Annotated in this window: 22 protein-coding genes and 1 riboswitch; of the genes, 12 read left to right on the forward strand and 10 right to left on the reverse strand. The window is 67.8% G+C overall.

Annotated features, from left to right (window positions below; genetic code table 11):
* The first annotated feature begins 121 nt into the window (after positions 1-121).
* The 7 genes from KIK15_RS09595 to KIK15_RS09625 all read left to right on the forward strand — a co-directional run bounded on the left by KIK15_RS09595 (position 122) and on the right by KIK15_RS09625 (position 8,165).
* Positions 122-3,019: a Na+/H+ antiporter subunit A gene (locus KIK15_RS09595; protein WP_214243999.1), complete on the forward strand. Its 2,898-nt coding sequence runs from the start codon at positions 122-124 to the stop codon at positions 3,017-3,019.
* Positions 3,016-3,621: a Na(+)/H(+) antiporter subunit C gene (locus tag KIK15_RS09600; protein WP_214244000.1), complete on the forward strand. Its 606-nt coding sequence runs from the start codon at positions 3,016-3,018 to the stop codon at positions 3,619-3,621. Before KIK15_RS09595 ends, KIK15_RS09600 begins: the two co-directional genes overlap by 4 nt.
* Positions 3,618-5,225: a Na+/H+ antiporter subunit D gene (locus tag KIK15_RS09605; RefSeq protein ID WP_214244001.1), complete on the forward strand. Its 1,608-nt coding sequence runs from the start codon at positions 3,618-3,620 to the stop codon at positions 5,223-5,225. The genes KIK15_RS09600 and KIK15_RS09605 overlap by 4 nt, the downstream gene beginning before the upstream one ends.
* The gene (locus tag KIK15_RS09610) at positions 5,222-6,007 is read left to right on the forward strand and encodes a Na+/H+ antiporter subunit E (RefSeq protein ID WP_214244002.1); all 786 of its coding nucleotides are present in this window, start codon (positions 5,222-5,224) and stop codon (positions 6,005-6,007) included. Before KIK15_RS09605 ends, KIK15_RS09610 begins: the two co-directional genes overlap by 4 nt.
* Complete coding sequence (locus tag KIK15_RS09615) at positions 6,004-6,345, forward strand: monovalent cation/H+ antiporter complex subunit F (RefSeq protein WP_214244003.1); 342 nt, start codon at positions 6,004-6,006, stop codon at positions 6,343-6,345. Before KIK15_RS09610 ends, KIK15_RS09615 begins: the two co-directional genes overlap by 4 nt.
* Positions 6,342-6,668, forward strand: a complete 327-nt coding sequence (mnhG, locus tag KIK15_RS09620; protein WP_214244004.1) for a monovalent cation/H(+) antiporter subunit G — start codon at positions 6,342-6,344, stop codon at positions 6,666-6,668. The genes KIK15_RS09615 and mnhG overlap by 4 nt, the downstream gene beginning before the upstream one ends.
* 177 nt (positions 6,669-6,845) lie before the next feature.
* Positions 6,846-8,165, forward strand: a complete 1,320-nt coding sequence (locus tag KIK15_RS09625; RefSeq protein ID WP_214244005.1) for a CdaR family transcriptional regulator — start codon at positions 6,846-6,848, stop codon at positions 8,163-8,165.
* Positions 8,166-8,211: 46 nt separating this feature from the next.
* Here the strand turns inward: KIK15_RS09625 and KIK15_RS09630 are convergent, their stop codons facing one another.
* The 4 genes from KIK15_RS09630 to KIK15_RS09645 all read right to left on the reverse strand — a co-directional run bounded on the left by KIK15_RS09630 (position 8,212) and on the right by KIK15_RS09645 (position 11,188).
* Complete coding sequence (locus KIK15_RS09630; protein ID WP_214244006.1) at positions 8,212-9,342, reverse strand: glutamate--cysteine ligase; 1,131 nt, start codon at positions 9,340-9,342, stop codon at positions 8,212-8,214.
* Complete coding sequence (locus tag KIK15_RS09635) at positions 9,339-10,079, reverse strand: superoxide dismutase family protein (protein WP_214244007.1); 741 nt, start codon at positions 10,077-10,079, stop codon at positions 9,339-9,341. Before KIK15_RS09635 ends, KIK15_RS09630 begins: the two co-directional genes overlap by 4 nt.
* Positions 10,080-10,242: 163 nt before the next feature.
* The gene (locus tag KIK15_RS09640; RefSeq protein ID WP_214244008.1) at positions 10,243-10,770 is read right to left on the reverse strand and encodes a LytR C-terminal domain-containing protein; all 528 of its coding nucleotides are present in this window, start codon (positions 10,768-10,770) and stop codon (positions 10,243-10,245) included.
* Positions 10,771-10,792: 22 nt separating this feature from the next.
* Positions 10,793-11,188, reverse strand: coding sequence for a DUF3263 domain-containing protein (locus KIK15_RS09645; protein ID WP_214244009.1), 396 nt, complete (start codon positions 11,186-11,188; stop codon positions 10,793-10,795).
* Between the two features lie 165 nt (positions 11,189-11,353).
* Between KIK15_RS09645 and KIK15_RS09650 the strand changes: the two genes are divergently transcribed.
* Positions 11,354-11,968 carry a peptide deformylase gene (locus tag KIK15_RS09650; protein WP_214244010.1) on the forward strand — a complete coding sequence of 205 codons (615 nt, stop codon included), beginning with the start codon at positions 11,354-11,356 and terminating at the stop codon, positions 11,966-11,968.
* Complete coding sequence (locus KIK15_RS18745; RefSeq protein WP_307851812.1) at positions 11,969-12,937, forward strand: GNAT family N-acetyltransferase; 969 nt, start codon at positions 11,969-11,971, stop codon at positions 12,935-12,937.
* Positions 12,938-13,081: 144 nt separating this feature from the next.
* Here the strand turns inward: KIK15_RS18745 and KIK15_RS09660 are convergent, their stop codons facing one another.
* The 3 genes from KIK15_RS09660 to KIK15_RS09670 are packed head-to-tail and all read right to left on the reverse strand — an operon-like array spanning position 13,082 to position 16,148.
* Positions 13,082-13,987 (reverse strand): alpha/beta hydrolase fold domain-containing protein, encoded by a 906-nt coding sequence (locus KIK15_RS09660; RefSeq protein ID WP_214244011.1) that lies wholly within the window; start codon positions 13,985-13,987, stop codon positions 13,082-13,084.
* Between the two features lie 26 nt (positions 13,988-14,013).
* Positions 14,014-14,724: an ethanolamine ammonia-lyase subunit EutC gene (gene eutC / locus KIK15_RS09665; protein ID WP_250324488.1), complete on the reverse strand. Its 711-nt coding sequence runs from the start codon at positions 14,722-14,724 to the stop codon at positions 14,014-14,016.
* Between the two features lie 5 nt (positions 14,725-14,729).
* Positions 14,730-16,148: an ethanolamine ammonia-lyase subunit EutB gene (locus tag KIK15_RS09670; RefSeq protein ID WP_214244013.1), complete on the reverse strand. Its 1,419-nt coding sequence runs from the start codon at positions 16,146-16,148 to the stop codon at positions 14,730-14,732.
* A gap of 137 nt (positions 16,149-16,285) precedes the next feature.
* Here KIK15_RS09670 and KIK15_RS09675 point away from each other — a divergent pair, with 137 nt between their 5' ends.
* Positions 16,286-17,092, forward strand: coding sequence for an exodeoxyribonuclease III (locus KIK15_RS09675; RefSeq protein WP_214244014.1), 807 nt, complete (start codon positions 16,286-16,288; stop codon positions 17,090-17,092).
* A gap of 81 nt (positions 17,093-17,173) precedes the next feature.
* Here the strand turns inward: KIK15_RS09675 and KIK15_RS09680 are convergent, their stop codons facing one another.
* Positions 17,174-17,518 (reverse strand): GNAT family N-acetyltransferase, encoded by a 345-nt coding sequence (locus KIK15_RS09680; RefSeq protein ID WP_214244015.1) that lies wholly within the window; start codon positions 17,516-17,518, stop codon positions 17,174-17,176.
* Positions 17,519-17,751: 233 nt separating this feature from the next.
* Positions 17,752-17,865, forward strand: a riboswitch (TPP riboswitch).
* On the opposite strand from KIK15_RS09680, the gene thiC reads away from it, so the two are divergent.
* Positions 17,858-19,630: a phosphomethylpyrimidine synthase ThiC gene (thiC, locus tag KIK15_RS09685; RefSeq protein ID WP_214244016.1), complete on the forward strand. Its 1,773-nt coding sequence runs from the start codon at positions 17,858-17,860 to the stop codon at positions 19,628-19,630. Its footprint overlaps the riboswitch before it by 8 nt.
* 10 nt (positions 19,631-19,640) lie before the next feature.
* Entirely contained in the window at positions 19,641-20,486 is an 846-nt protein-coding gene (thiD, locus tag KIK15_RS09690) for a bifunctional hydroxymethylpyrimidine kinase/phosphomethylpyrimidine kinase (protein ID WP_214244017.1), read from the forward strand.
* Positions 20,487-20,582: 96 nt separating this feature from the next.
* Here the strand turns inward: thiD and KIK15_RS09695 are convergent, their stop codons facing one another.
* Both KIK15_RS09695 and KIK15_RS09700 read right to left on the reverse strand, forming a co-directional pair.
* Positions 20,583-21,344 (reverse strand): ABC transporter permease, encoded by a 762-nt coding sequence (locus KIK15_RS09695; RefSeq protein ID WP_250324428.1) that lies wholly within the window; start codon positions 21,342-21,344, stop codon positions 20,583-20,585.
* Entirely contained in the window at positions 21,341-22,423 is a 1,083-nt protein-coding gene (locus KIK15_RS09700) for an ABC transporter ATP-binding protein (protein ID WP_214244018.1), read from the reverse strand. The genes KIK15_RS09695 and KIK15_RS09700 overlap by 4 nt, the downstream gene beginning before the upstream one ends.
* Positions 22,424-22,555: the final 132 nt, after the last annotated feature.

Below are 22,555 nucleotides of genomic sequence, written 5' to 3' on the forward strand. Positions count from 1 at the left end.
GTACCCCGATCGGCCGCTACTATCAGCGCACGCCCGTTTCGCAACGTTTTCCGACGCTGAACGCGTCTGATGCTCCGCGCGCCCCACCGCCACCCCGCCCATCCGACGACGGAGTGCTGAAGTGTTCGCCATCCTGATCGTGCTGACCATCGCCGCGGCCGCCGCGCCGGCGATCGTCACCGCCGTCGGACCGCGCGGCTTCTACCTGCTGGCGTTGGCCCCGGCCGGGTGCACCGTCGCGGTGATCGCCGACTGGCCTGCCGGCGATTCCGCGCACACCCAGCGCGTCTCCTGGGTGCCTGCCCTGGGCATGGACATCGATCTGCGGATGGACACCCTCGCGGCGGTGATGTCGGTGCTGGTGTTGGGGGTGGGCGCGCTGGTGCTCTGCTACTGCGCCGAGTATTTCGTTCCCGCCGAGGGGCGGTCGAACATCGTGCGTCGCCGGGTGGCGGGGTTCGCCGGGGAGATGGTGGCGTTCACCGCGGCCATGTTCGGGCTGGTGGTCAGCGACAACATGATCGTGCTCTACGTCTTCTGGGAAGCCACCTCGGTGCTGTCGTTCCTGCTGGTCGGGTTCTACGCGGTGCGCGCCACCTCTCGTCGCGCCGCCACCCAGGCCCTGCTGGTCACCACCGCAGGTGGGCTGGCGATGCTGGTCGGCATCGTCATCGTCGGCGAACGCGCGGGCACCTACCGACTCTCCGACGTGATCGCCGATCCCCCACAGTCGAGCGCGGTCAGCGTGGCCATCGTGCTCATCCTCATCGGTGCGCTGAGCAAATCGGCCATCGTCCCGTTCCACTTCTGGCTGCCCGGCGCGATGGCCGCTCCCACCCCGGTCAGCGCGTATCTGCACGCTGCGGCCATGGTGAAGGCAGGCATCTTCCTGGTGGCGCGGTTGGCGCCGGGGTATGCCGGGCTGACCGAATGGCGCTTCACCCTGGTCGCCCTGGGGGTGGCGACCATGGTGCTGGGGGGCTGGCGGTCGCTGCGCGAACTGGACCTCAAACTGATCCTCGCATTCGGCACCGTGTCGCAGCTGGGCCTGTTGATGCTGCTCGTGGGGGTGGGAGACGCCAACCTGGCGCTGGCCGGCATCACCATGCTGGTGGCGCACGCGCTGTTCAAGGCGGCACTGTTCATGGTGGTCGGCATCATCGACTCCTCCACCGGCACGCGCGACATCCGCCGCCTGGCCCGCCTCGGTGTCACGGCCCCCGGCTTGGCCACCATCGCGGTGGTGGCCGGAGCCAGCATGGCCGGATTGCCCATCACCCTGGGGTTTGTCGGCAAAGAAGGCGCGTTGGCTGCGCTGCTCGACACCGGCGCCCTCGACCCCGCGCCACGCGCGGCAGTGGTTGCCGGGGTGGTGGTGGGGTCCACGCTGACGGTCGCCTACACCGTGCGGTTCCTGTGGGGTGCATTCGGACGCAAGGTACGCACCGAGCCCAGCTCGGCGGTGGCCCGGATGCAGGCGCCGTCGCTGCTGTTCTGTCTGCCCGCCGCCATTCCCGCGGTGCTGGGCGTGCTGGCCGCCGCACTCGCCGGACCCTTCGGCCATCTCGTCGAGCCCTACGCCCAGACGCTGCCCGCGCACGGGCGCGAACTCGAACACCTCTCGTTGTGGCACGGGTTCACCCCGGCGCTCGGGCTCACCGCCCTGGTGATCGTCGGTGGCGTGTCACTGTTCGCGTTCCTGCGCAACCGGCGTCGTCGCCTGGGCTTCATCGCACCGGCATTGGGCAACGCCGACCGCATCTACGATGCCGTGCTGCGCGGCGCCGACACCATGTCGCTGCTGGTGACCCGAACCACCCAGACCGGTTCGCTGCCCATCACCCAGGGTCTGGTGCTCAGCACCGCGGTGCTGTTCCCCTCGGTGGCACTGCTGGTGGGATCGCGGGACACGTTGCGGATCAACGGTTTCGAGTCCTTCTCGCAGGTGACCATCGGGATCTGCATGGTGGCCGCCGCGCTCACCGCGCCGGTGTTGCGCAACCGGTTGGCCGCCACGGTGGTGGTCGGGGTGACCGGCTACGGCTGCGGTGTCATCTTCGCCCTGTACGGCGCACCCGACCTGGCCTTGACCCAGTTCCTCGTCGAGACACTGTCGCTGGTGGTGTTCGTGCTGGTGTTACGGCGGCTGCCGGCCGAGGTGGGACCAGGACACAGCACCGGCCATCGTGGGATACGCGCACTGATCGGCATCGGTTTCGGCGTGATGCTGGTGATCATCGGGCTGTTCGCCGCGGCTGCCCGTTCGACCGTCGGCGTCGCGGTCGACCTGCCCGCCGCGGCGAAAGAGATCGGCAACGGCGCCAACACCGTCAACGTAATCCTGGTCGACATCCGCGCCTGGGACACCCTCGGCGAGATCTCGGTGCTGTTGGTGGCGGCCACCGGAGTGGCATCGATGATATTCCGGCACAAGCGATTCGGTACCGCGCCCAGGGTTGCCGACGTGGCCCCCGACACCGACGACGAGCCCATGCCCACCGCACGCACCACCTGGCTGCGGGGCAGCGAACTACGTGACCCGCGGCATCGGTCGATGGTCTTGGAGGCCACCACCCGACTCATCTTCCCCACCATGGTGGTGCTGTCGATCTACTTCTTCTTCGCCGGACACAACGCCCCCGGCGGCGGATTCGCCGGCGGCCTGACGATGGGTATGGCGCTGGTGTTGCGGTACCTGGCCGGCGGGCGATACGAGTTGGGCGAAGCCCTGCCGGTGGACGCAGGCAAGGTGTTGGGTGCGGGTCTGGCGCTGTCGGTGGGGACCGCGGTCGTGTCACTGTTCCTGGGGGCACCGGCGTTGTCCTCGGCCGTGCTCAGCGTGCACCTACCGGTCCTGGGCGACATCAAGTTGGTGACCGCTCTGTTCTTCGATCTCGGCGTCTACCTCATCGTGGTGGGCCTGGTGCTCGACGTGCTGCGCAGCCTCGGCGCCCGGCTCGACGCCGAGGAGATGCCAGGAGCGCAACCGGCCGCACACCCGACGGAGGTGGGTCGATGAGCCCCAACCTCGGGTTGCTGATCGTGGCGGGCGCGGTGGCCGCGTGCGGTGTCTACATGCTGCTCGAACGCAGCCTGATCCGGATGCTGCTGGGCATGCTGTTGGTGGGCAACGCGATCAACCTGACGATCGTCGTGGTCAGCGGCAAGTCGGGAAATCCACCCATCTCCGGCCGTACCGCCGCCGACCGCACCACCACCGCAGATCCGCTGGCCCAGGCGATGGTGCTCACCGCCGTGGTCATCGCGATGGGGATGGCGGCGTTCGTGCTGTCGATGGCCTACCGGCTGTTCGTCATCAACACCGACGACGACGTGGACGACGACGACGAGGACCGGGCCCTGTCCACCCGCTCGATCGCCACCGCACCCGACCGCGACCGCAGCGACGACCCCACCACCGGCGACGACACTCCGTTCGGCGACCTGTTCGACGACGACGGGAATCCGTTGACACTTGCCGAAGCCCAGCAACGGCGCCGCACCCTGATCGAAGCCGACCGGATGCCCGAGGTGTCCGACCACGACGACTCCGACGATTTCATCGACGACCCAGATCCGGACGACCCAGACCCAGACGAACCTGTCGGGGCCGGCCGATGACCATCGGCACGGGCTGGTTCCCCGTTCTCATCGTGATCCCGATGCTGGCTCCGCTCGGCGGGGCGGCGCTGACGATGCTCTTCGGTCGCAAGCCATCAGTCCAGCGACCTATCACCGTCGCGGCCATCGGGTCAGCGTTCGTGGCGTCGTGTCTGCTGCTCTACCTCACCGATCGACACGGTACGTATGCGCTGCACGTCGGCGGCTGGGACGAAAACGGTTATGCAGCAGGTCCGTTGGGCATCACGCTGGTGGTCGATCAGCTCTCGGCGCTGATGCTGGTGGTGTCGACGGTGGTCCTGCTGTGCGTGGTGCTCTACGCGGTGGGCCAGGGTATCCGCGATGGCACCAGCGAACAGCCGGTGTCGATCTTCTTACCCACCTACCTGGCCCTGTGTGCCGGCGTGTGCAACGCGTTCGTCGCCGGTGACCTGTTCAACCTGTACGTGTCCTTCGAGGTGCTGCTGGCCGCCAGCTTCGTGCTGCTGACCCTGGGCGCCAGCGCCGACCGGGTGCGCGCCGGGGTGTCCTACGTGATGGTCTCCATCGTGTCGTCGCTGATCTTCCTGCTGGGCATGGGTTGTGTCTACGCCGCCACCGGCACGTTGAACATGGCGCAGATGGCGGTGCGGTTGGCTGATGTGCCCTCGGGCACCCAGGCCGCGCTGTTCGCGTTGCTGCTGGTGGCCTTCGGCATCAAGGCGGCGGTGTTCCCCTTGTCCACCTGGCTGCCCGACTCCTACCCCACCGCGCCGGCCCCGGTGACCGCGGTGTTCGCCGGGCTGCTGACGAAAGTCGGTGTGTACGCGATCATCCGGGCCCACACGCTGTTGTTCCCGGGCGGCTCGATGGACACCGTGTTGCTGGTGGCCGGGCTGTTGACGATGGTGGTCGGCATCGGCGGTGCCATCGCCCAGTCCGACATCAAGCGATTGCTGTCGTTCACCCTGGTCAGCCACATCGGTTACATGATCTTCGGCATCGCGCTGTCGTCACGGTTCGGGTTGGCCGGCGCGATCTACTATGTGGCCCACCACATCCTGGTGCAGACCACGCTGTTCCTGGTGGTCGGGCTGATCGAGCGGCAGGCCGGGTCGGCCTCGCTACGACGCCTGGGTGGCCTGGTGGCCAGCCCGGTGCTGGCGGCGCTGTTCCTCATCCCGGCGCTCAATCTTGGTGGTATCCCACCGTTCTCGGGTTTCATCGGCAAGGTGGCGTTGATCGAGGCCGGTACCCGCGACGGGAGCGTACTGGCCTGGGTGTTGATCGGCGGGTCGGTGGTGACCAGCCTGCTGACCCTCTACGTGATGGCACGGGTGTGGACCAAGGCGTTCTGGCGCCCCCGGGCGGATGCACCCGAGGGTGATCTGGCCGATGCGCGACCGTCGGCACTGGTGGTCGAGGAGGGCGACGTGTCCTTCGACAACCGCGTGGACGTGGGCCGGATGCCGGTGGCGATGGTGGTGCCCACGGCCGCGCTGGTCGCCGCAGGTCTGGCGTTGACGCTGTGGGCCGGACCCATCTTCTCGCTCACCGAGACCGCGGCGGCGACGCTGACCGACCGCAACAACTATCTGACCGCCGTCCTGGGAGCGAACCGATGAGTGCCGATCCCGATTTCGACGACATCGGCCCAGCACCGACCAAGGGCCCGATTCGTGGCTGGCTGCAACACGTCTGGCGCGTCGGCTTCATCACGATGGCTTGGAACCTGACGCGTTCGATCGTGTGGGTCCGCACCCGCTACCGGCCACTGGCCTGGCTGGGCTCGGACAGTCGCGAGATTGCGGTGCGGCTGTGGGTGTTGGGATGGCTGACGTTCGTCTGGGTGTTGTTGTGGGGCACCATCTCCTGGGCCAACATCCTCGGTGGCATCGCGGTGGGGCTGGGGGTGGTCTACCTGCTGCCGTTGCCGCGGGTGCCGGTGGAGGGCCGTGTCCACCCCGCCACGGTGGCCGTCCTGCTGCTCACCTTGATCCGCGACTTCGTGATCTCCAGTGCCCAGGTGGCATATCTGGCGGTGCGGCCGGGACGTCCGCCGTTGAGCGCGGTGCTGCGTACCCGGCTGGCCATCAAGTCCGACATGGTCCTCACCCTGGTGGTCGACTACATCAACCTGGTGCCCGGGACGATGGTGGTGGAGATCGACCATCGTCGTCGGCTGCTCTACGTCCACGTGATCGACGTGGGTACCGAGAAGAAGGTGAAGGCGTTTTACGCCGAGATGGCCCGGGTGGAACGAATGTTCATTCGGGCGTTCGAGCGGGACAGCGAGTGGCATCGGAGTCCGTATCACGGCATCGACGACGATGTGGCGCCCCCGGCCCGGGTGCATCGGGCGCCGGCCACAGAACCGGACCGAACGAGAGAGAGGACGACCCGATGAACGTGGTGTGGGCGATCTCGGGGGTGCTGCTGGCGGCAGCGTCGTTGGTCACGATGGTGCGCGTGCTGATCGGACCCAACACCCTCGATCGGCTGGTCGCGTTGGACACCCTGGTCGCCGTGGCCATCTGCGGCCTGTCGGGTTGGGCCGCCTACAGCCTCGACTCCACCGTGGTGCCGGCCGTGGTCGCGTTGACCCTGCTGGGATTCCTGGGCCCGGTGGCGGTGGCTCGCTTCCGGGTGCCTGACGACCGGCTACCCCACGAGGCCGCCCCCCGCGTGACCGACGAGATGACCGCCGAGCAATCCGACGGTCCGGCCCCCGAGCGTGGCGCGTGATCACCGACATCGTGGTGGCGGTGCTGATGCTCACCGGTTCGACGCTGGCGCTGACGGCCGCGATCGGTGTGTTGCGGTTTCCCGACACCATGACCCGGATGCACGCCACCACCAAACCGCAGACGTTCGGACTGCTGCTCATCCTCGTCGCGGCCATGATCCGGCTGACCGGAAGCGTCGACTTCGGGATGTTGGTGCTCGCCGGACTGTTCGCCCTGGCCACCGCGCCGGTCGTGGCCCACCGCATCGGTCGGCTCGCTTACCACGAACAACGCGCCCGGGACACACCCATCCGCCTGCTCGACCCCGATGACCTGACCTGATTGGCGACCGCGCGAACCGATCGCCGGCAGACCGTGCACCTGCACAGTTCCCAGGGCGCCGTACCTTGGGTTATCGTTCACCACGCTGGAAGCCTCACCGGGGGGTGAGGACCCTCGCCGGGTGCCGGCACTCTCCGCCGGGGGGCGGGGACACAAGATCGGGGAGCAACACCTTTGATGCCGAACATCGAACGGGCCATCGCGACGGCCACACCGTCGGCCGACGCACCACCGTCGTCAGCGGTGGAGGTACGCACCGTGACGCCGGCGAGCACCGACTCCCCGATCCGCGTTGCGGGTCGACCGGCCTCGCGCACCCTGGCCGACATCTCGGCGCTGGCCCGCCAGATGGTCGGACACTTCGCCGACAACGTGGTCCCCTGCGGCACCCTGCCCGGTGAACAGCTGCACGGCGACGTGACCGCAGTGACTCAGACCTGCCTGCGGCTGGCCATCAAGGTCCTCGACGGCCAGAGCTTGCCTGATGACGCTCAACTGGCGCAGCTGCGCGAGGCGGCCGCCCAGTGGGCACGCGAGGGCGTGCCGCTGGACACGATCATCCACACCTATCACGAGGGCATCCGGGTCGGCTTCGACCTGGTCACCTCCAAGGCCGAGGAAACCGACCTCGAGGACCTTCTGCACGCGTTCCGGCTGACCATGCAGCTGCTGGACACCTTCACCGTCGCGGTGTCGACTGCCTACGTCGACGAGCAGCGGCTGGTGGCCAGCCAACACCAGTCGGCGTCGCAAACGCTGATCTCGGCGTTGCTCTCCGGGCACACCGCCTCGGTCGTCGCGCGCCAGACCGGCATCCCGGTGGCCCCGCGGTACCAGGTGGTCACCCTCGCCGTGGCCCCGCATCCCGACGAGCTCGACAACCGGGTCAACACCAAGATCGCCGCACGCCGCAAGCTGCGTCGGCTGCAGTCGGGTATCGCGACGCTGTTCGACGGTCAGGCACTGACTCTGCTCAGCGACAGTGGCGGCACCGTGCTCATCCCGTCCGACGACATCCGTCCGGTGCTCACCGACGAACTCCTCGCCGAGCTGTCGACCCAAGCCGAGGCGCCGATCCTGGCCACCCATGCCACCGGGGCCACCGCCGACATCCCGGCGCTGGCCGACGAGACCCACGAGTTGATGGAACTGGTTCGCGCCATCCGTCGCCCGGCTGGGCTGTACCGGATGCAGGACCTGCTGATCGAGTACCAGATCACTCGTCCCGGCCCGGCGCGCGACCACCTCGCCTCCACCCTCGATCCGCTCGCGGGTCACCCTGAGCTGCTGGAGACTCTGCGGGTGCATCTGGAGACCGGGTTGAACCGCAAGAGCACCGGTCGCCGGATGCACATCCACCCCAACACGGTCGACTACCGACTGCGCCGCATCGCGCAGACCACCGGGATCGATCTCACACTGCCCGAAGGCATCTCGCGCGCCCACATCGCGCTGTTGGCGCTGGAGCTGCAGGAGAAGGCCGACGCACGGCGCTGAACCGAACCCGAGCCGCGCCGTGACCTGACGGCGTCTTGGGCCCGGCTCAGCAGTCGAGTTCGGCGACCACGGCCGACACCACATCCCGCATGTCGCCGGTGCGGCTGAACACCTCACGTTGTCGCTGGTAGGAGGCACGACCCTCGACGATGCGGGCCACCGAGGCGAGTTCGTCCACGCAGGCCAGTCGGCGCGCCACCGGTGCCAACCGGTCCAGCAGGTCGGCGAGGTCGTCGGTGACCAGGCGCTCGGCACAGTCGGCGTCGGTGATGATCACCGCGTCGAGTCCGTAACGCGCTGCGCGCCACTTGTTCTCCTGCACCAGCCACGGCGCCAGCTCCCGCGGCAGAGTGCCCGCGGTGAAATGGTCGTCGAGATCGACCACCAGACAGTGGATCAGCGCCACCAGCGCCTGCAACTCGGCAACGGTGGACACCCCGTCACACACCCGCACCTCGATGGTGCCCAGATGCGGCGACGGCCGGATGTCCCACCGGATCTCGTTCATGTGGTCGATGATGCCGGTCATCTTCTGGTCGGCGACGAACCCCTCGAAGTCCGCCCACTGCGAGAACTGGAACGGTAGGCCGGCCGTGGGAAGCTGCTGAAACATCATGGCGCGGTTGCTGGCGTACCCAGTGTCCTGGCCGCCCCACATCGGTGACGACGCCGACAGTGCCAGCAGGTGCGGGTAGTAGGCCAGTAGCGCGTTCATCACGGGTAACACCTTGTCGCGCTTGCTGATCCCCACGTGCACATGCACACCCCAGATCAACATCTGCCGGCCCCACCACTGTGTGCGTTCGATCAGCTCGGCGTACCGGGGTCCCTCGGTGAGCTGCGCGGTGGACCACTCACCGTAGGGATGGGTGGCCGCGCCGTAGAGATCGACACCGATCGCCTCGGCCATCGGCCGGACGACGGCCAACGTGTGGCGCAGGTCGTCGACCGCTTCACCCACCGTCGTGCAGACACCGGTCACCACTTCGACGGTGTTGCGCAACAACTCTCGATGCACCCGACGAGTGAGGTCGGGATCCTCGCGCGCCACCACGCGCTCGAACAGTTCTGCGGCGCAGTTGCGCAGCGCACCGGTGGTCTTGTCGACCAGGGCGAACTCCCACTCGACCCCCAGGGAGGGGGTGGGTGATCCGTCGAACCCGATCGACGGGGTCACTCCTTCTCGATCACTCCGCAGGCCACCCGCGTGCCGGCGTCGCCGGTCTTGAGGGTCTCCTCGTCCGGTCCCGGCTTGCCGTCCACCTGGTATCGGGTGGGGATGTTGCCGAAGTTGTCGGGGCCCGAGTGGATCAGGATCGACTTGCCCTCGATGTCGGAAACCTTGAAAGAGTCGGTGACGGTGACGGTTTCGCCCTTGCCGTCCTCGGCGACGAACATCGAGATCAGGTCACCGCTGGCCGGATGACCAGTGCGGCCGCCCACCTGCAGGTGTCCACCGGCGGACAGGAACGCGCCCGGCGCGCCGCCGGTGGGGGCAACCGAGTTGTTCTCGCAGGTGCCCACCGCGTGGATGTGCAGACCGTGGAATCCGGGGGTCACGCCCGCGGTCACCTTCACGTCCACCTTCACGCCGCTGCCCGTGGTGCTGAACTCGGCGGTGCCGGCCTGCGCGCCGGTCGCGGTGATCAACGTTGCCTTGGCGCTCTCACCCCCGGCGCTCTCCCCGGAACCGGATTCGCCCGTCGCTGAGGCGCCGCCCTCACCGATACCCAACCCTTCGGGGGCCTGCTGACCGCTGATCACCGGCGGGGTGGTGCCCTTCGCCGAGCTGGGCTCCTCACCGTTGCTGCACGCAGCCAACACCGTCCCCGCGACCACCAGCGAGGCGACGGCGGCTGCAGCGCGGCGTACGGTGCGACGACGCTCGGGGCTGGGGGTCGACAGGTTGGTCATCGCTGAGGTCTCCCTTGGGTGTGGCCGACCGGCGCCAGGTGACGCGGCCGGTGTGGTGTGGCAGTCATGCATCCATCGGACACATCCGATGGAGGTTGCGCCTTCGTCGAGATCATATCGGGGTGCCCGCAGGCCGGTGTCACCGACGGACCCGCCCGCCCGATCAGCGGGTGACGACGACGACCGCGATCCCGGTGGGACAGCGCGTGAACGAGGCCGGCCGCGCGTCGAGACTGGCCTCGCCCAGGTCGGCGGCGAGCTCGGTGGCCGCCGCCTTCTGCGTGGGGGTGTAGAACACGGTGTTCTCGGTGATGCTCGACGAGGTGAGGTTTCCCGGTGGTGCCACTCGCCAGCCCTTGGCCTTGAGCGTGGAGTTCACCTCGGTGGCCAGACCCTTCACCGACCCGGCGTTGAACACACACACCAGCGGCTTGGTGCCGGAGGTGGTGGTGGTGGTGGGCGAGGCCTCGGCGGTGGTCACGGGCTGATTCGCCCCGGCGCCGGCGGGTACCGGGGTGGATGAGGCGGTCGCGCTGGAGCTCTTGGCGGCGGCGGCGAGGTCGGCCTCGGGGCTGCGGGTGGTGGTGACCGCGGAGTGCCAGCCCAGTCCGATGAACACCACAGCTATCGACAGGAGCACCATCGCCCCTGCTCGCAGCGGTAGCCGACTGGATGTGCGTTCGGTCGTCACGGCCGCAACCTTACGGACGCGATCAGGTGATATCGAATCCGAGGCGGCGCGCAGCACGAGCCTTCTGTCGGCTGGCGCGTAGCCGCCGCAGGCGTTTCACCAGCATCGGGTCGGCCGCCAGCGACTCGGGACGGTCGACGAGCGCGTTGAGCACCTGGTAGTACCGGGTGGCCGAGAGCCCGAACAGCTCCTTGATGGCCTCTTCTTTGGCGCCCGCATATTTCCACCACTGCCGTTCGAAGGCGAGGATGTCGTGCTCGCGACGGGTCAACCCGTCCGAACCCACCGTGTTCGGATCGATGTCAGTGGATGGGTGGATGATCGTCTCGTGACTGTCGGTGCTGTGGGCGTCCGAGCCGTCGGTCGGGTCGCCTGAGGGCCCCGACCCCTTACGGCTTCGCGCGGTTGCGCCGTCCATCTCGCTCCCTTGAGGTGACTTACAACTACACACCCGCTCGTGGCCACGTTTCTCGCCGGTGTTCTGCGCGAGGCACGTGGCTACTTACATGCGTGTGTTTCGTGGATCATCTAACCACGGGTCGGCGCCGATTTCGGGTTGGCCATGCCGAGTAATCTGTGCGCCATGGCGATTCTTCCGATCCGCATCGTCGGGGACCCGGTGCTGCACAACCCCACTGCCCCGGTCGAACTCGACTCCGACGGCCGTCCGTCGACCGATGACGTGGCGCTGCTCGACGACATGTACGACACCATGGATGCCGCTCATGGCGTGGGACTTGCGGCCAACCAGGTGGGCGTGAGCAAGCGGATGTTCGTCTACGACTGCCCCTCCGGCGAGTCGCGCGCCTCTGCGCGGATGCGCGGCGAGGTGATCAACCCGGTCCTGCAGACCTCCGAGATCCCCGAGACCATGCCCGATCCCGACGACAACGACGAAGGATGCCTGTCGGTTCCGGGCGAGCAGTTTCCCACCGGACGCGCCGACTGGGCTCGGGTGACTGGCGTCGATCGCACCGGAGCGCCGGTGGCACTGGAGGGTTCAGGTTTCTTCGCCCGCATGCTGCAGCACGAGACCGGGCATCTCGACGGATTCCTCTACGTCGACGTGTTGGTGGGTCGCAACGCCCGAGCGGCCAAGAAGGCCATCAAGCGCAACGGTTGGGGCACACCCGGTCTGAGCTGGGTCCCCGGCGAGGGACCCGATCCGTTCGGCCACGACGACGAAGACGACGACTGAGTGACCGCACCAGCGGCACCCGGCGATCGGGTGGTGGTCCGGTTTCGCAAAGGGAACGGGGCACCCGCGGACTGGCGGCGCGATCCCACGGCCACCATGAGCGACGTGACCGGGGTGCTCGAGCACCACGACGACACCGTGGTGACCGTGCGCCGGGACGGCGAAACACTCTCGATACCAGGCGAACTGGTCGTGTCGATGCGGGTCCTCTCCGACACCCCGGTTCGCATCAGCGCCATCCGATCGCTGGAGTGGGCGGCCGGGCGGGCGTGGCCGGGGCTGGAACAGCACACCGCAGACGGGTGGCTGTTGCGGGCCGGGCTCGGGCACTCCCGTCGCGCCAATTCCGCTGTGCCCGTTGATCGCCACGCCACGCTGAACGCCGCTTCGGTTGCCGCTATCGGCGCCTGGTACCGCGAACGCCGACTCCCGGCGATGATCACCGTGGTCGAGCGGGTGATCCCGGCCGCGCACATCGACCCCACCACCCTGGAGATGCCGACAGCGGTGATGGTGCGCTCACTCGACCCCATCCCCGGCGCTGGGGTCGGTCTCCCGATCACGCTGGCAGATCAGCCATCGGATGCGTGGGTGAGAACCTATGCGGGCAGCCGCGATTGCGCCATCGACGTCGACGGGTGGCGGTCGGTGCTGTGCGCGGTGCGCGACGGGGTGGTCGGTTTCGCGAGCGTCGAGGCCGACGGTGAGCTGATCGCATGCGGTCGGGCCGCGGTGACCGCAGACGGCGACGGGGTGTCACGGTTGGGCATCACGGCGTTGTGGACGGCCGCGTCCCGGCGCGGCACCGGTATCGGCTCCGCGGTCACCGACCGGCTGCTGGCCTGGGGTCGTGGCCAGGGTGCCGAAAGTGCATACCTGCAGGTGGAGTTGGCCAACACCGACGCGATCCGCCTCTATCGGCGCCTCGGTTTCACCCGGCATCACACCTACGGTTACCACACGCTCTGACCCCGGCCCCACCCGTCGAGTGGGCGGAAAACCCCGTCGAGTGGGCGGAGAACCCCGTCGAGTGGGCGGTAATCCCCGTCGAGTGGGCGGCAATCCCCGTCGAGTGGGCGGAAATTCGTCGCTGACGTGCCAGCCGGATGACGCTCAGGCCGGCGTTCGCTTGATCAGGTCGGCCATCAGGCTCAGCGCCTCCTTCGACTCGGGCAACCATGGCAGCGCGGGAAACACGTGGAAGCCGCCGTCGTAGGTGTGCACCGTCACCGGCCAGCCCTTCGCCTTCGCCGTCTCCGCCAACACCTCGGCGTCGGGATGCAACAGATCGGCGGTACCCACCACGATGTCGACCGGCGCCAGCTGCGCATAGTCGGCGTGCAGCGGCGAGACCAGCGGGTCGTCGATCGACCGCGACCCCGACCACGCCTGTGCGGCTGCCTTGAGCCCCACCGACCCCAGCATCGGGTCACGCTTGTCCACCTCGGCCACCTTCGGGTTGGTGAGGCTCGCATCCAGCCAGGGGGCGATGAGGATCAGCCGCTTCGGTTGAGGCAGTTGACGTTCGGCGAGTTGCTGGGCGACGGCCAGTGCCAACGCCCCGCCGGCCGAGTCGCCCATCAGCAACCGCGGCAGGTTTTCGTCCTGACGCAGATACAGCTCGACCAGGGTGGGCAGCACATCGTCGATGGTGTGATCGGGTGCCATCGGGTACTGCGGCACGTGGATCACCGCGCCCGTGCGACGCAACAGGTCGCGCACCAGCTGCCAGTGGAAGCTGACCATGGGGGCGGTGTATCCGCTGCCGTGGATATAGAAGATCGAGGCTTTGGCTCGCGCCGCCACATTGGCGCGCGGGGCCACCGTCCAGTAGGCCACGCCGTCGACCTCGGTGGAACTGATGTAGGCGTCTTTGTAGAGCGAGCTCGGCGGCTGGGCCGGCCCCTTCGCCTGCACCTTGGCGGCGTGTGCGAACACTGCCTCCGCCGAACGTGCCGTTCGCTTGTCGCCTTTGAGTCGGAGGCCGAACCGGACCACACGCATCGCGATGCTCGTCATGGCGACCACGGTAACGCTCGCCGGTCTCAGTCGGTGAGCGCCCTGCTGGTGTCTTTCAGATCCACCCCGCTGCGACCCAAGACGCGAGCTCCGGCCACCAACGACGCCACCACCCGCGCCGCCCCCGCGTAGGACTGCCCGGCGGCGTGGATGTTGGAGACGCAATTGCGTTCGGAATCGGCCCGGCCCGGCCGCGGCCGATGCGTCAAGTAGATCCCGACGCTGTCAGCCACCGACAGTCCCGGCCGTTCACCGATGACGACCACGACGGTCTGCACACGTTGCGCAGCGCCGACGTGATCCCCGAGCGCCACCCGGGCACCGATCGCCACCACCGGCGGGGCGATGGAAAACGTTAGTGCCAGAACCTCTTTCAACGCGGACACCACGCCTACCCCGTGCCGGGACACCGCGGTGGGCGACAACCCGTCGGCCAGCACGATCCCGATGTCGGCATCCACCGGCTCGAGTGCGAGGTCGGCGGGCACCCGACCCAGATCGGGGCGGCGCAGGTATTCGCCGCGATCGGCAGCCTGGCTGCGCACCACCACCGGTTCACCGAGCCCCACCCCGCGCAGACCGTCGAGAAACGTTGCGACGTCGAGGTGCTGATGCACCGCGTCGCGAGCCGCAGCGTGGGCGGCGGCGAACTCCAACACCCGGCTGGTGGGCAGCGAGTCACCGGCGCGCCCCAACCCGATACGCGCGGTGGTGTTGCGACGCAACAACTCCCACATGTCGCTCACGGTGTCATCCGGTCGGTGAGGGCTCGCAGCGGCGACGCCTCCGGGGCCATCGCAAGGATGCGCCCGGTGTCATCGAGCATGCCGACCCGGGCCAGCCACGCCGCGAACTCCGGCGCCGGCGTCAGTCCCGACACCCGCCGGGCGTACAGCGCATCGTGGAACGACAAGCTCTGGTAGCCCAGCATCACATCGTCGGCGCCGGGCACGGTGATCACAAACGACACCCCGGCCGCACACAGCAACGTCAGCAGGGTGTCCATGTCGTCTTGGTCGGCGTCGGCATGATTGGTGTAGCAGACGTCGACACCCATCGGCAGGCCCAGCAGGGTGCCGCAGAAGTGATCTTCCAGACCGGCCCGGATGATCTGCTTGCCGTCGTAGAGGTATTCCGGCCCGATGAACCCGACCACAGTGTTGATCAACAGCGGATCCAGTTCGCGGGCAACGGCATACGCGCGCGCCTCCAACGTCTGTTGATCCACCGGACGCCCACCGGTACCGATGTGGGCATCGGCCGACAGCGCCGAACCCTGCCCGGTCTCCAGATACATGACGTTGTCACCGACGGTCCCCCGCTGCAGCGAGCGCCCCGCGTCACGACCTTCGCGCAGCAGCGCCAAGTCCACCCCGAACCCGCGGTTGGCGCCCTCGGTGCCTGCCACCGACTGGAACACCAGGTCGACGGGGGCACCGGCCTCGATGAGCCCGATGGTGGTGGTGATGTGTGACAGCACGCATGACTGCACCGGGATGTCGTAGCGCAGGCGAATGTCGTCGAGCAGGTGTAGCAGGTCGGAGGTGGCCTGCGGAGAATCGGTCGCCGGGTTCACCCCGATCACCGCATCGCCGCAGCCCAACAGCAGTCCGTCGAGGGTGGCGGCGGCGATACCCAGCGGGTCGTCGGTGGGGTGGTTGGGTTGCAGCCGGGTGCACAGGGTGCCCGGCAGCCCGATGGTGGTGCGAAACGCGGTGGTCACGCGGGTGGCGGCAGCGACTGCGATGAGGTCTTGGTTGCGCATCACCTTGCTCACCGCGGCAACCATCTCCGGGGTGAGACCCCGGGCCACCGATGCCAGCACGGTGCCAGCGTCGGGCTCGGCGACGGTGGCCAGCAACCAATCGCGTAGCCCTCCCACGGTCAGATGCGCGATGGGCGCGAACGCCGCTGCATCGTGGCCGTCGATGATCAGCCGGGTCACCTCGTCGGTGTCGTACGGCACCACCAGGTCGGTGAGGAACGTGGTCAGGGGTACCTCCGCCAACGCCCACCGCGCCGCGGCCCGCTCGGTGTCGTTGTGGGCCGCGCATCCGGCCAACTCGTCTCCGCTGCGGGCGGGGGTGGCGCGCGCCATCAGATCGACCAGCCCGGAGAACTCGAAGGTGTGGCCACCCAACGACTGCCGGTAGACGGTCATCCGAGCGCGCGTTCGACGTGACTCGGTGCGCGTGGCGCCATGTGAGGTCCTCCCGCCGAAACAGTGTTCTCGCGTGGCGACGACGCTAAGGCGGCCGCGCTGCGGTGTCCACCGCTCGCGCCCGTAGGGTCGCAGGAGTGCGCATCGCAACGTGGAACGTCAACTCGATCCGGGCCAGGGCCGAGCGGGTGGTCGACTGGTTGCACCGCTGCGAGGTGGACGTGGTGGCCATTCAGGAGACCAAGTGCGCCGACGACAAGTTCCCCGAGATGCCCTTCGCTGCAGCCGGTTACGAGCTGGCGTTCGTCGGTTACGACCAGTGGAACGGTGTGGCCATCGCCTCCCGGGTAGGTCTGGAGGACGTCGAGATCGGCTTTCCGGGCCAACCCGGCTTCGCCAAGAACCCCGACGATGAGCCGAAGGTCGAGGCCCGCGCGATCGGCGCCACCTGCGGCGGCGTACGCGTGTGGAGTCTGTACGTGCCCAACGGCCGGTCGCTCACCGATCCGCACTACGAGTACAAGCTCGCGTGGCTGACCGCGTTGCGCAGTGCCGGGGCGGCGTGGCTGACCGCCGAGCCGCAGGCCCAGATCGCGCTGGCCGGTGACTGGAACATCGCGCCCACCGACGAGGACGTGTGGGACCCGCAGTTGTTCATCGACAAGACTCACACCTCGCAACGTGAGCGGGCCGCGTTCGCCGCCATGATCGACACCGGATACGCCGACGTGGTTCGCCCGCACGCTCCGGGACCGGGCGTCTACACGTATTGGGACTACACCCAGTTGCGATTTGCCCGCCGGGAAGGACTGCGCATCGACTTCGCGCTGTGCTCCCCGGCGCTCGCGGCACGGGTGAACGCGGCCGAGATCGACCGCCAGGAACGCAAGGGCAAAGGCGCCAGCGATCACGCACCGGTCATCGTCGACCTGGTGGACCCGTGATCGCCGCCCGCTGGATGGTGCAGTGGTGGTCCGGGGGCGCCGCGTCGAGCCGACCCGGACCAGAGCACTCCTGCTTGCGGGTCAGGCCGCCAGCAGCGGCGCGTACCCGGGGTGGGTGTCGAGGTAGCGACGAGTGAACGTGCAGATGGGACGCACCTTTGCGCCTGTGTCGCTCACGTACTGCAGGGCGCCACGGGTGAGCCGCGTGGCCAGCCCGTGACCGGTGTACTCGTCGTAGAGCACCGTGTGCAGGATCGTGAGAATGCGTTGACCTCGGACTTCTTCTACCGAGTAGCCCAACACGCCCACCAGATCGCCGGCGACGTACAGCTCGAAGCGATCCCGAGCCGGGTTGTGCACCACCTCGGAGATCTGGTGCAGGATCGTCTGCGCCGACTGCGGTGGCGGCTTCTTCTTGCGCAACATGACGAACTCCCTTCTCTCCCGAACTTTCTTCACCGCCTCGATATGTGAGGCGCATCACATAGTAAAGCCGATTTCCGTGGCATAGGTGCGGTTACGGCGAGAAGTTCAGCACGTTGTGACCAAGGGGTGTCCTGCGCTGGGACGGGTCACGAACAGGTCACTGCCTGTCCCAGGCCTCGCGGCACCTGCCACACCGGGTACCGTCGGGCACGGTGGCGCAGGCCACCGACAACCGAACACTGCGCGGGGGCTCTCACGATCCGAGGGCTGAGATGACGGCAGGCGGCCCGTCGACCGACTGAACCTGACCGGGTAATGCCGGCGTAGGGAGTTGATCTGATGAACGATTCTGCCTCTGTCACCACCGGCGCGGGCGCCGCACACACCACCGGCGCGGGCGCCGCACACACCACCGGCGCGGGCGCCGCACACACCACCGGCGCGGGCGCCGCACACACCACCGGCGCGGGCGCCGAGGTCACGACCGGGCCCATCCGAGGGAGCGAGAAGCGGTACCTCGATGTCGACGGGATGGCTGTGCCGATGCGTCGGGTGAACCTGAGCAATGGCGAACACCTCGACCTGTACGACACCTCGGGCCCCTACACCGAGCACACGCCGGTGATCGATCAGCAGGCCGGTTTGCCACGCACCCGGGCGGGATGGACCCACCCCGATGCGGTGGACGGTGCGAGTACTCAGTTGGCCTGGGCCCGAGCAGGTCTGGTGACACCGGAGATGCGCTTCATCGCCGCTCGCGAGGGTGTCGACGTGGAGTTGGTGCGCTCGGAGGTGGCTCGCGGTCGCGCGGTGATCCCCGCCAATCACAATCACCCTGAGTCCGAACCGATGATCATCGGTAAGGCGTTCTCGGTGAAAGTCAATGCCAACATCGGTAATTCAGCTGTCACCTCGTCGGTGGCCGACGAGGTGGAGAAGATGGTGTGGGCCACCCGCTGGGGCGCCGACACGATCATGGACCTCTCGACCGGCGACGACATCCACCTCACTCGCGAGTGGATCATGCGCAACTCCCCGGTGCCGGTGGGCACGGTGCCCATCTATCAGGCACTGGAGAAGGTGAAGGGCGATGCGACCAAGCTGACCTGGGAGGCCTACCGCGACACCGTGATCGAGCAGGCTGAGCAGGGTGTGGACTACATGACCGTGCACGCGGGGGTGCTGCTGCGCTACATCCCGCTGACCGCCAAGCGGGTCACCGGCATCGTCTCGCGCGGCGGATCGATCATGGCCGCCTGGTGTCTGGCCCATCACCAGGAGTCGTTCCTGTACACGCACTTCGAGGAACTGTGTGAGATCTTCGCCCGCTACGACATCACCTTCTCCCTCGGCGACGGCCTGCGGCCCGGCTCGATCGCCGACGCCAACGACGAAGCCCAGTTCGCCGAACTACGCACCCTCGGCGAGCTGACCACGATCGCGAAATCCCATGGCGTGCAGGTGATGATCGAGGGTCCGGGTCACGTGCCGATGCACAAGATCGTCGAGAACGTGCGCCTGGAGGAGGAGCTGTGCGAGGAGGCACCGTTCTACACCCTGGGTCCGCTGGCCACCGACATCGCGCCCGCCTATGACCACATCACCTCGGCGATCGGGGCGGCCATCATCGCCCAGGCCGGTACCGCCATGCTCTGCTACGTCACCCCGAAAGAGCATCTGGGACTACCGAATCGCGATGACGTGAAGGTGGGGGTGATCGCCTACAAGATCGCCGCCCACGCCGCCGACCTGGCCAAGGGGCACCCGCACGCACAGCGCCGCGACGACGCGTTGAGCAAGGCACGCTTCGAGTTCCGGTGGAACGACCAGTTCAATCTCTCCCTCGACCCGGACACCGCGGTGGAGTATCACGACGAGACGATGCCGGCCGAACCGGCCAAGACCGCCCACTTCTGCTCGATGTGTGGACCGAAGTTCTGCTCGATGCGGATCTCCGCCGATGTCCGCGAGTACGCCGAAGCGAACAACCTGCAGACCCAGGCCGACATCGACGCCATGCTGGCCCGCGAGATGGCCGAGAAGTCAGCCGAGTTCGTCGCCGCAGGCAAGCAGGTTTACCTGCCCATCGAACCGGCGGGCGATCGGTCGTAGGTTGAACCACATGCAACTGCTGCCCACCGCACCCCTCGGTGAGACCCCGGTCCGTGCCATGACCATCGCAGGTACCGATTCCGGCGGCGGGGCCGGGATGTCGACCGACCTGCGAACCATGGCGTTGTTGGGGGTGCACGGCTGTCTGGCGGTTACCGCGGTGACGGTGCAGAACTCACTCGGGGTGCAGGCGGTGCACACCATCCCGCCGCAGATCGTGGCCGATCAGATCCGCACGGTGGCCACTGACATCGGTTTCGGAGCGGCCAAGACGGGGATGTTGGCGACCGGGGAGATCATCGACGCCATCGTCGAGGTGGCCGCCGACATCGGGTTGGGCCGCGGGCGGGCCATCCCGTTCGTCATCGACCCGGTGTGCGCGTCGATGCATGGGGATCGGCTGCTCGCAGTGGAGGCGATGACCGCCATGCGGGAGCGGCTGATCCCGATCGCCACCGTGGTCACCCCCAACCTCGACGAGGTGGCACTGATCACCGGGATCACGGTGGTCGACGACGCCACCCAACGCGACGCGGCCAAGGCCCTGGTGGACCTCGGCGCCCAGTGGGCCATCGTCAAGGGCGGGCACCGTCGCGACAGTCCCCGCAGCACCGACCTGCTCTACGACGGAACTGATCTGTTCGAACTCGATCACCAGCGGTTCGACACCCCGCACGATCACGGCGCCGGCGACACCTTGGCCGCAGCACTGGCGAGCGCTCTGGCCCATGGGTTCTCGGTTCCCGATGCTGCACGGTTCGCGAAAAGCTGGGTGAGCGAAGCAGTTCGGTGGTCCTACCCGCTGGGCGCGGGCCATGGACCGGTCAATCCCCTGTGGCGGGTGGCCCAGGACTGACCGCGACCACCTCTGACAGCGACCACCTCTGACAGCGACCACGACTGACGCCCGCCGGCTGCGTGTGCAGCGGCGGGCGTCGGTGGTGGTGTTCGTTCAGGCGTCGCGTCTTCTGACCGCCCAGACGCCGAGACCGAAGATGGCCAACGCCCATGCGGCGAAGTACAGCAGCGAGACGTAGGGGCCCCACGGGTAGTCGATCTCGAACCCACGTTGATCGAGGAAGTGGCTGGCGTTGTTGAACGGCAGATACGGTGCCGATTCTCTGACTTTCGGTATCGCCGAGAGCAGCGACTCGACCACCAGCGACCACAGCATCAACGCGACGATGGCACCGGCGGTCTGGCGGATCAACGCACCGACCCCGAGACCGATCATGACGCACAGCAGGGCGTACACCGGGATGCCCCAGTACAGACGCGTGGCGGTCGAACCGGTCAGGTCGATCGCCGAACCCGCGTCGCCGGAGAGCAATTTGCCGACCACGATGGTCAGCACCCCCAGGATCAACGTGACCACGAATCCGAGCCCACCGTAGACGGTGGCCTTGGCCCCCATCACCACCTCGCGGCGCGGCACGGCCTGGAAGGTGGTGCGAATGGTCCCGAAGCGGAACTCGCTGGTGATGGCCAGCACGGCCATGATCATCAGCACGATGATGCCGAAATTGGTTACGCCGCCGGACAAGTCACCTGCACTGACGATGGTGCCGTCGCTGGAGTTGCCGTTCGCGTTGGAGGTGAGACTGATCAACAGGCTGAACAACAGCCCGAACACGATGACCAGGGCCACACACCAGTACGGAGATCTGGTGCTGAGCAGCTTGATCCGCTCGGCGTTGAGTGCGTGGGTGATCATCGTGCGCCTCCGAGGGGCTTGTACTCGTACGGGTTGGGGCCGGTGGCGGGACCACCGGGTGGCGGCGGCGCGAACGCAGGCGGACCCTGCTGGCCCGGCGGCGGCGACACCAGACCGGGTGCGCCCGCCTGCGGCTTGGTCAGCCCGATCGGCGCGGGAGCTCCGCCTGGTCCGGTGTTGCCGTGGTACTGCACGGTGCCGGCCGTCATACTCATGAAGACCTCCTCCAACGATGCTGTGCTGGAGGACAACTCGTGCAGCGTGATGGCGTTGGCGGCGGCGATCTCACCCACCTGATCGGTGGTCACGTCGTCCAGGGTCAGCGCAGCCTCGCCGTTGGCGGCGTCCGCCGAGGTGAGTCCGGCTCCCGCCAGTGCCGCGCGCAGCTGCTCGAGCTGCGGGCTGCGGACCCGCACCGTCTGGGTGGCTCGGCTGGTGAACTCCTTGACCGAGCAGTCCGCGATCAGCCGACCCTGTCCGATGACGACGAGATGATCTGCGGTGAGCGACATCTCCGTCAGCAGGTGGCTCGACACCAGCACGGTGCGGCCCTGTTGGGCCAACGCCCGGATGAACTTTCGGATCCAGACGATGCCCTCGGGATCGAGGCCGTTGACCGGCTCGTCGAACAGCAGCACACCCGGATCGCCGAGCAGGGCACCGGCCAGGCCGAGGCGTTGGGACATACCCAGGGAGAATCCCCCGGCTCGTTTGCCCGCCACGGCCGACAGGCCCACGTCGGCGAGCACTTCGTCGACGCGCGAGGCGGGAATCCCGTTGGAGGCAGCCATCCACCGCAGATGCGAACGCGCAGAACGGTTGGGGTGCACCCATTTGGCGTCGAGCAGCGCACCCACCTGCCGCAGCGGGTCGCGCAGCTCGGAGTAGGGGCGCCCGTTGATGGTGGCCTTGCCCGCCGTGGGGCGGTCCAAGCCCAGCATCATCCGCATGGTGGTCGACTTCCCGGCGCCGTTGGGCCCCAGGAATCCGGTCACCATGCCCGGTTTCACCGTGAAGGTGAGGTTGTCCACGGCCCTCGTCGGGCCGTACGTCTTGGTCAATCCTTCGACACTGATCACGATTGCCGACTATGCCAGCGACGCACGTCGGGCGGATCGACCGAAGGATTGAACTGACCCACCTCCGAGAGGATGAGTCGCGCCTGCGTATGCGGGGTGCTCCGACGTGGGGCTTCGAGCTCATCGAGTACA

Source organism: Williamsia sp. CHRR-6, from assembly GCF_018474015.1.
In the GTDB taxonomy this organism is placed as follows: Bacteria; Actinomycetota; Actinomycetes; order Mycobacteriales; family Mycobacteriaceae; genus Williamsia_A.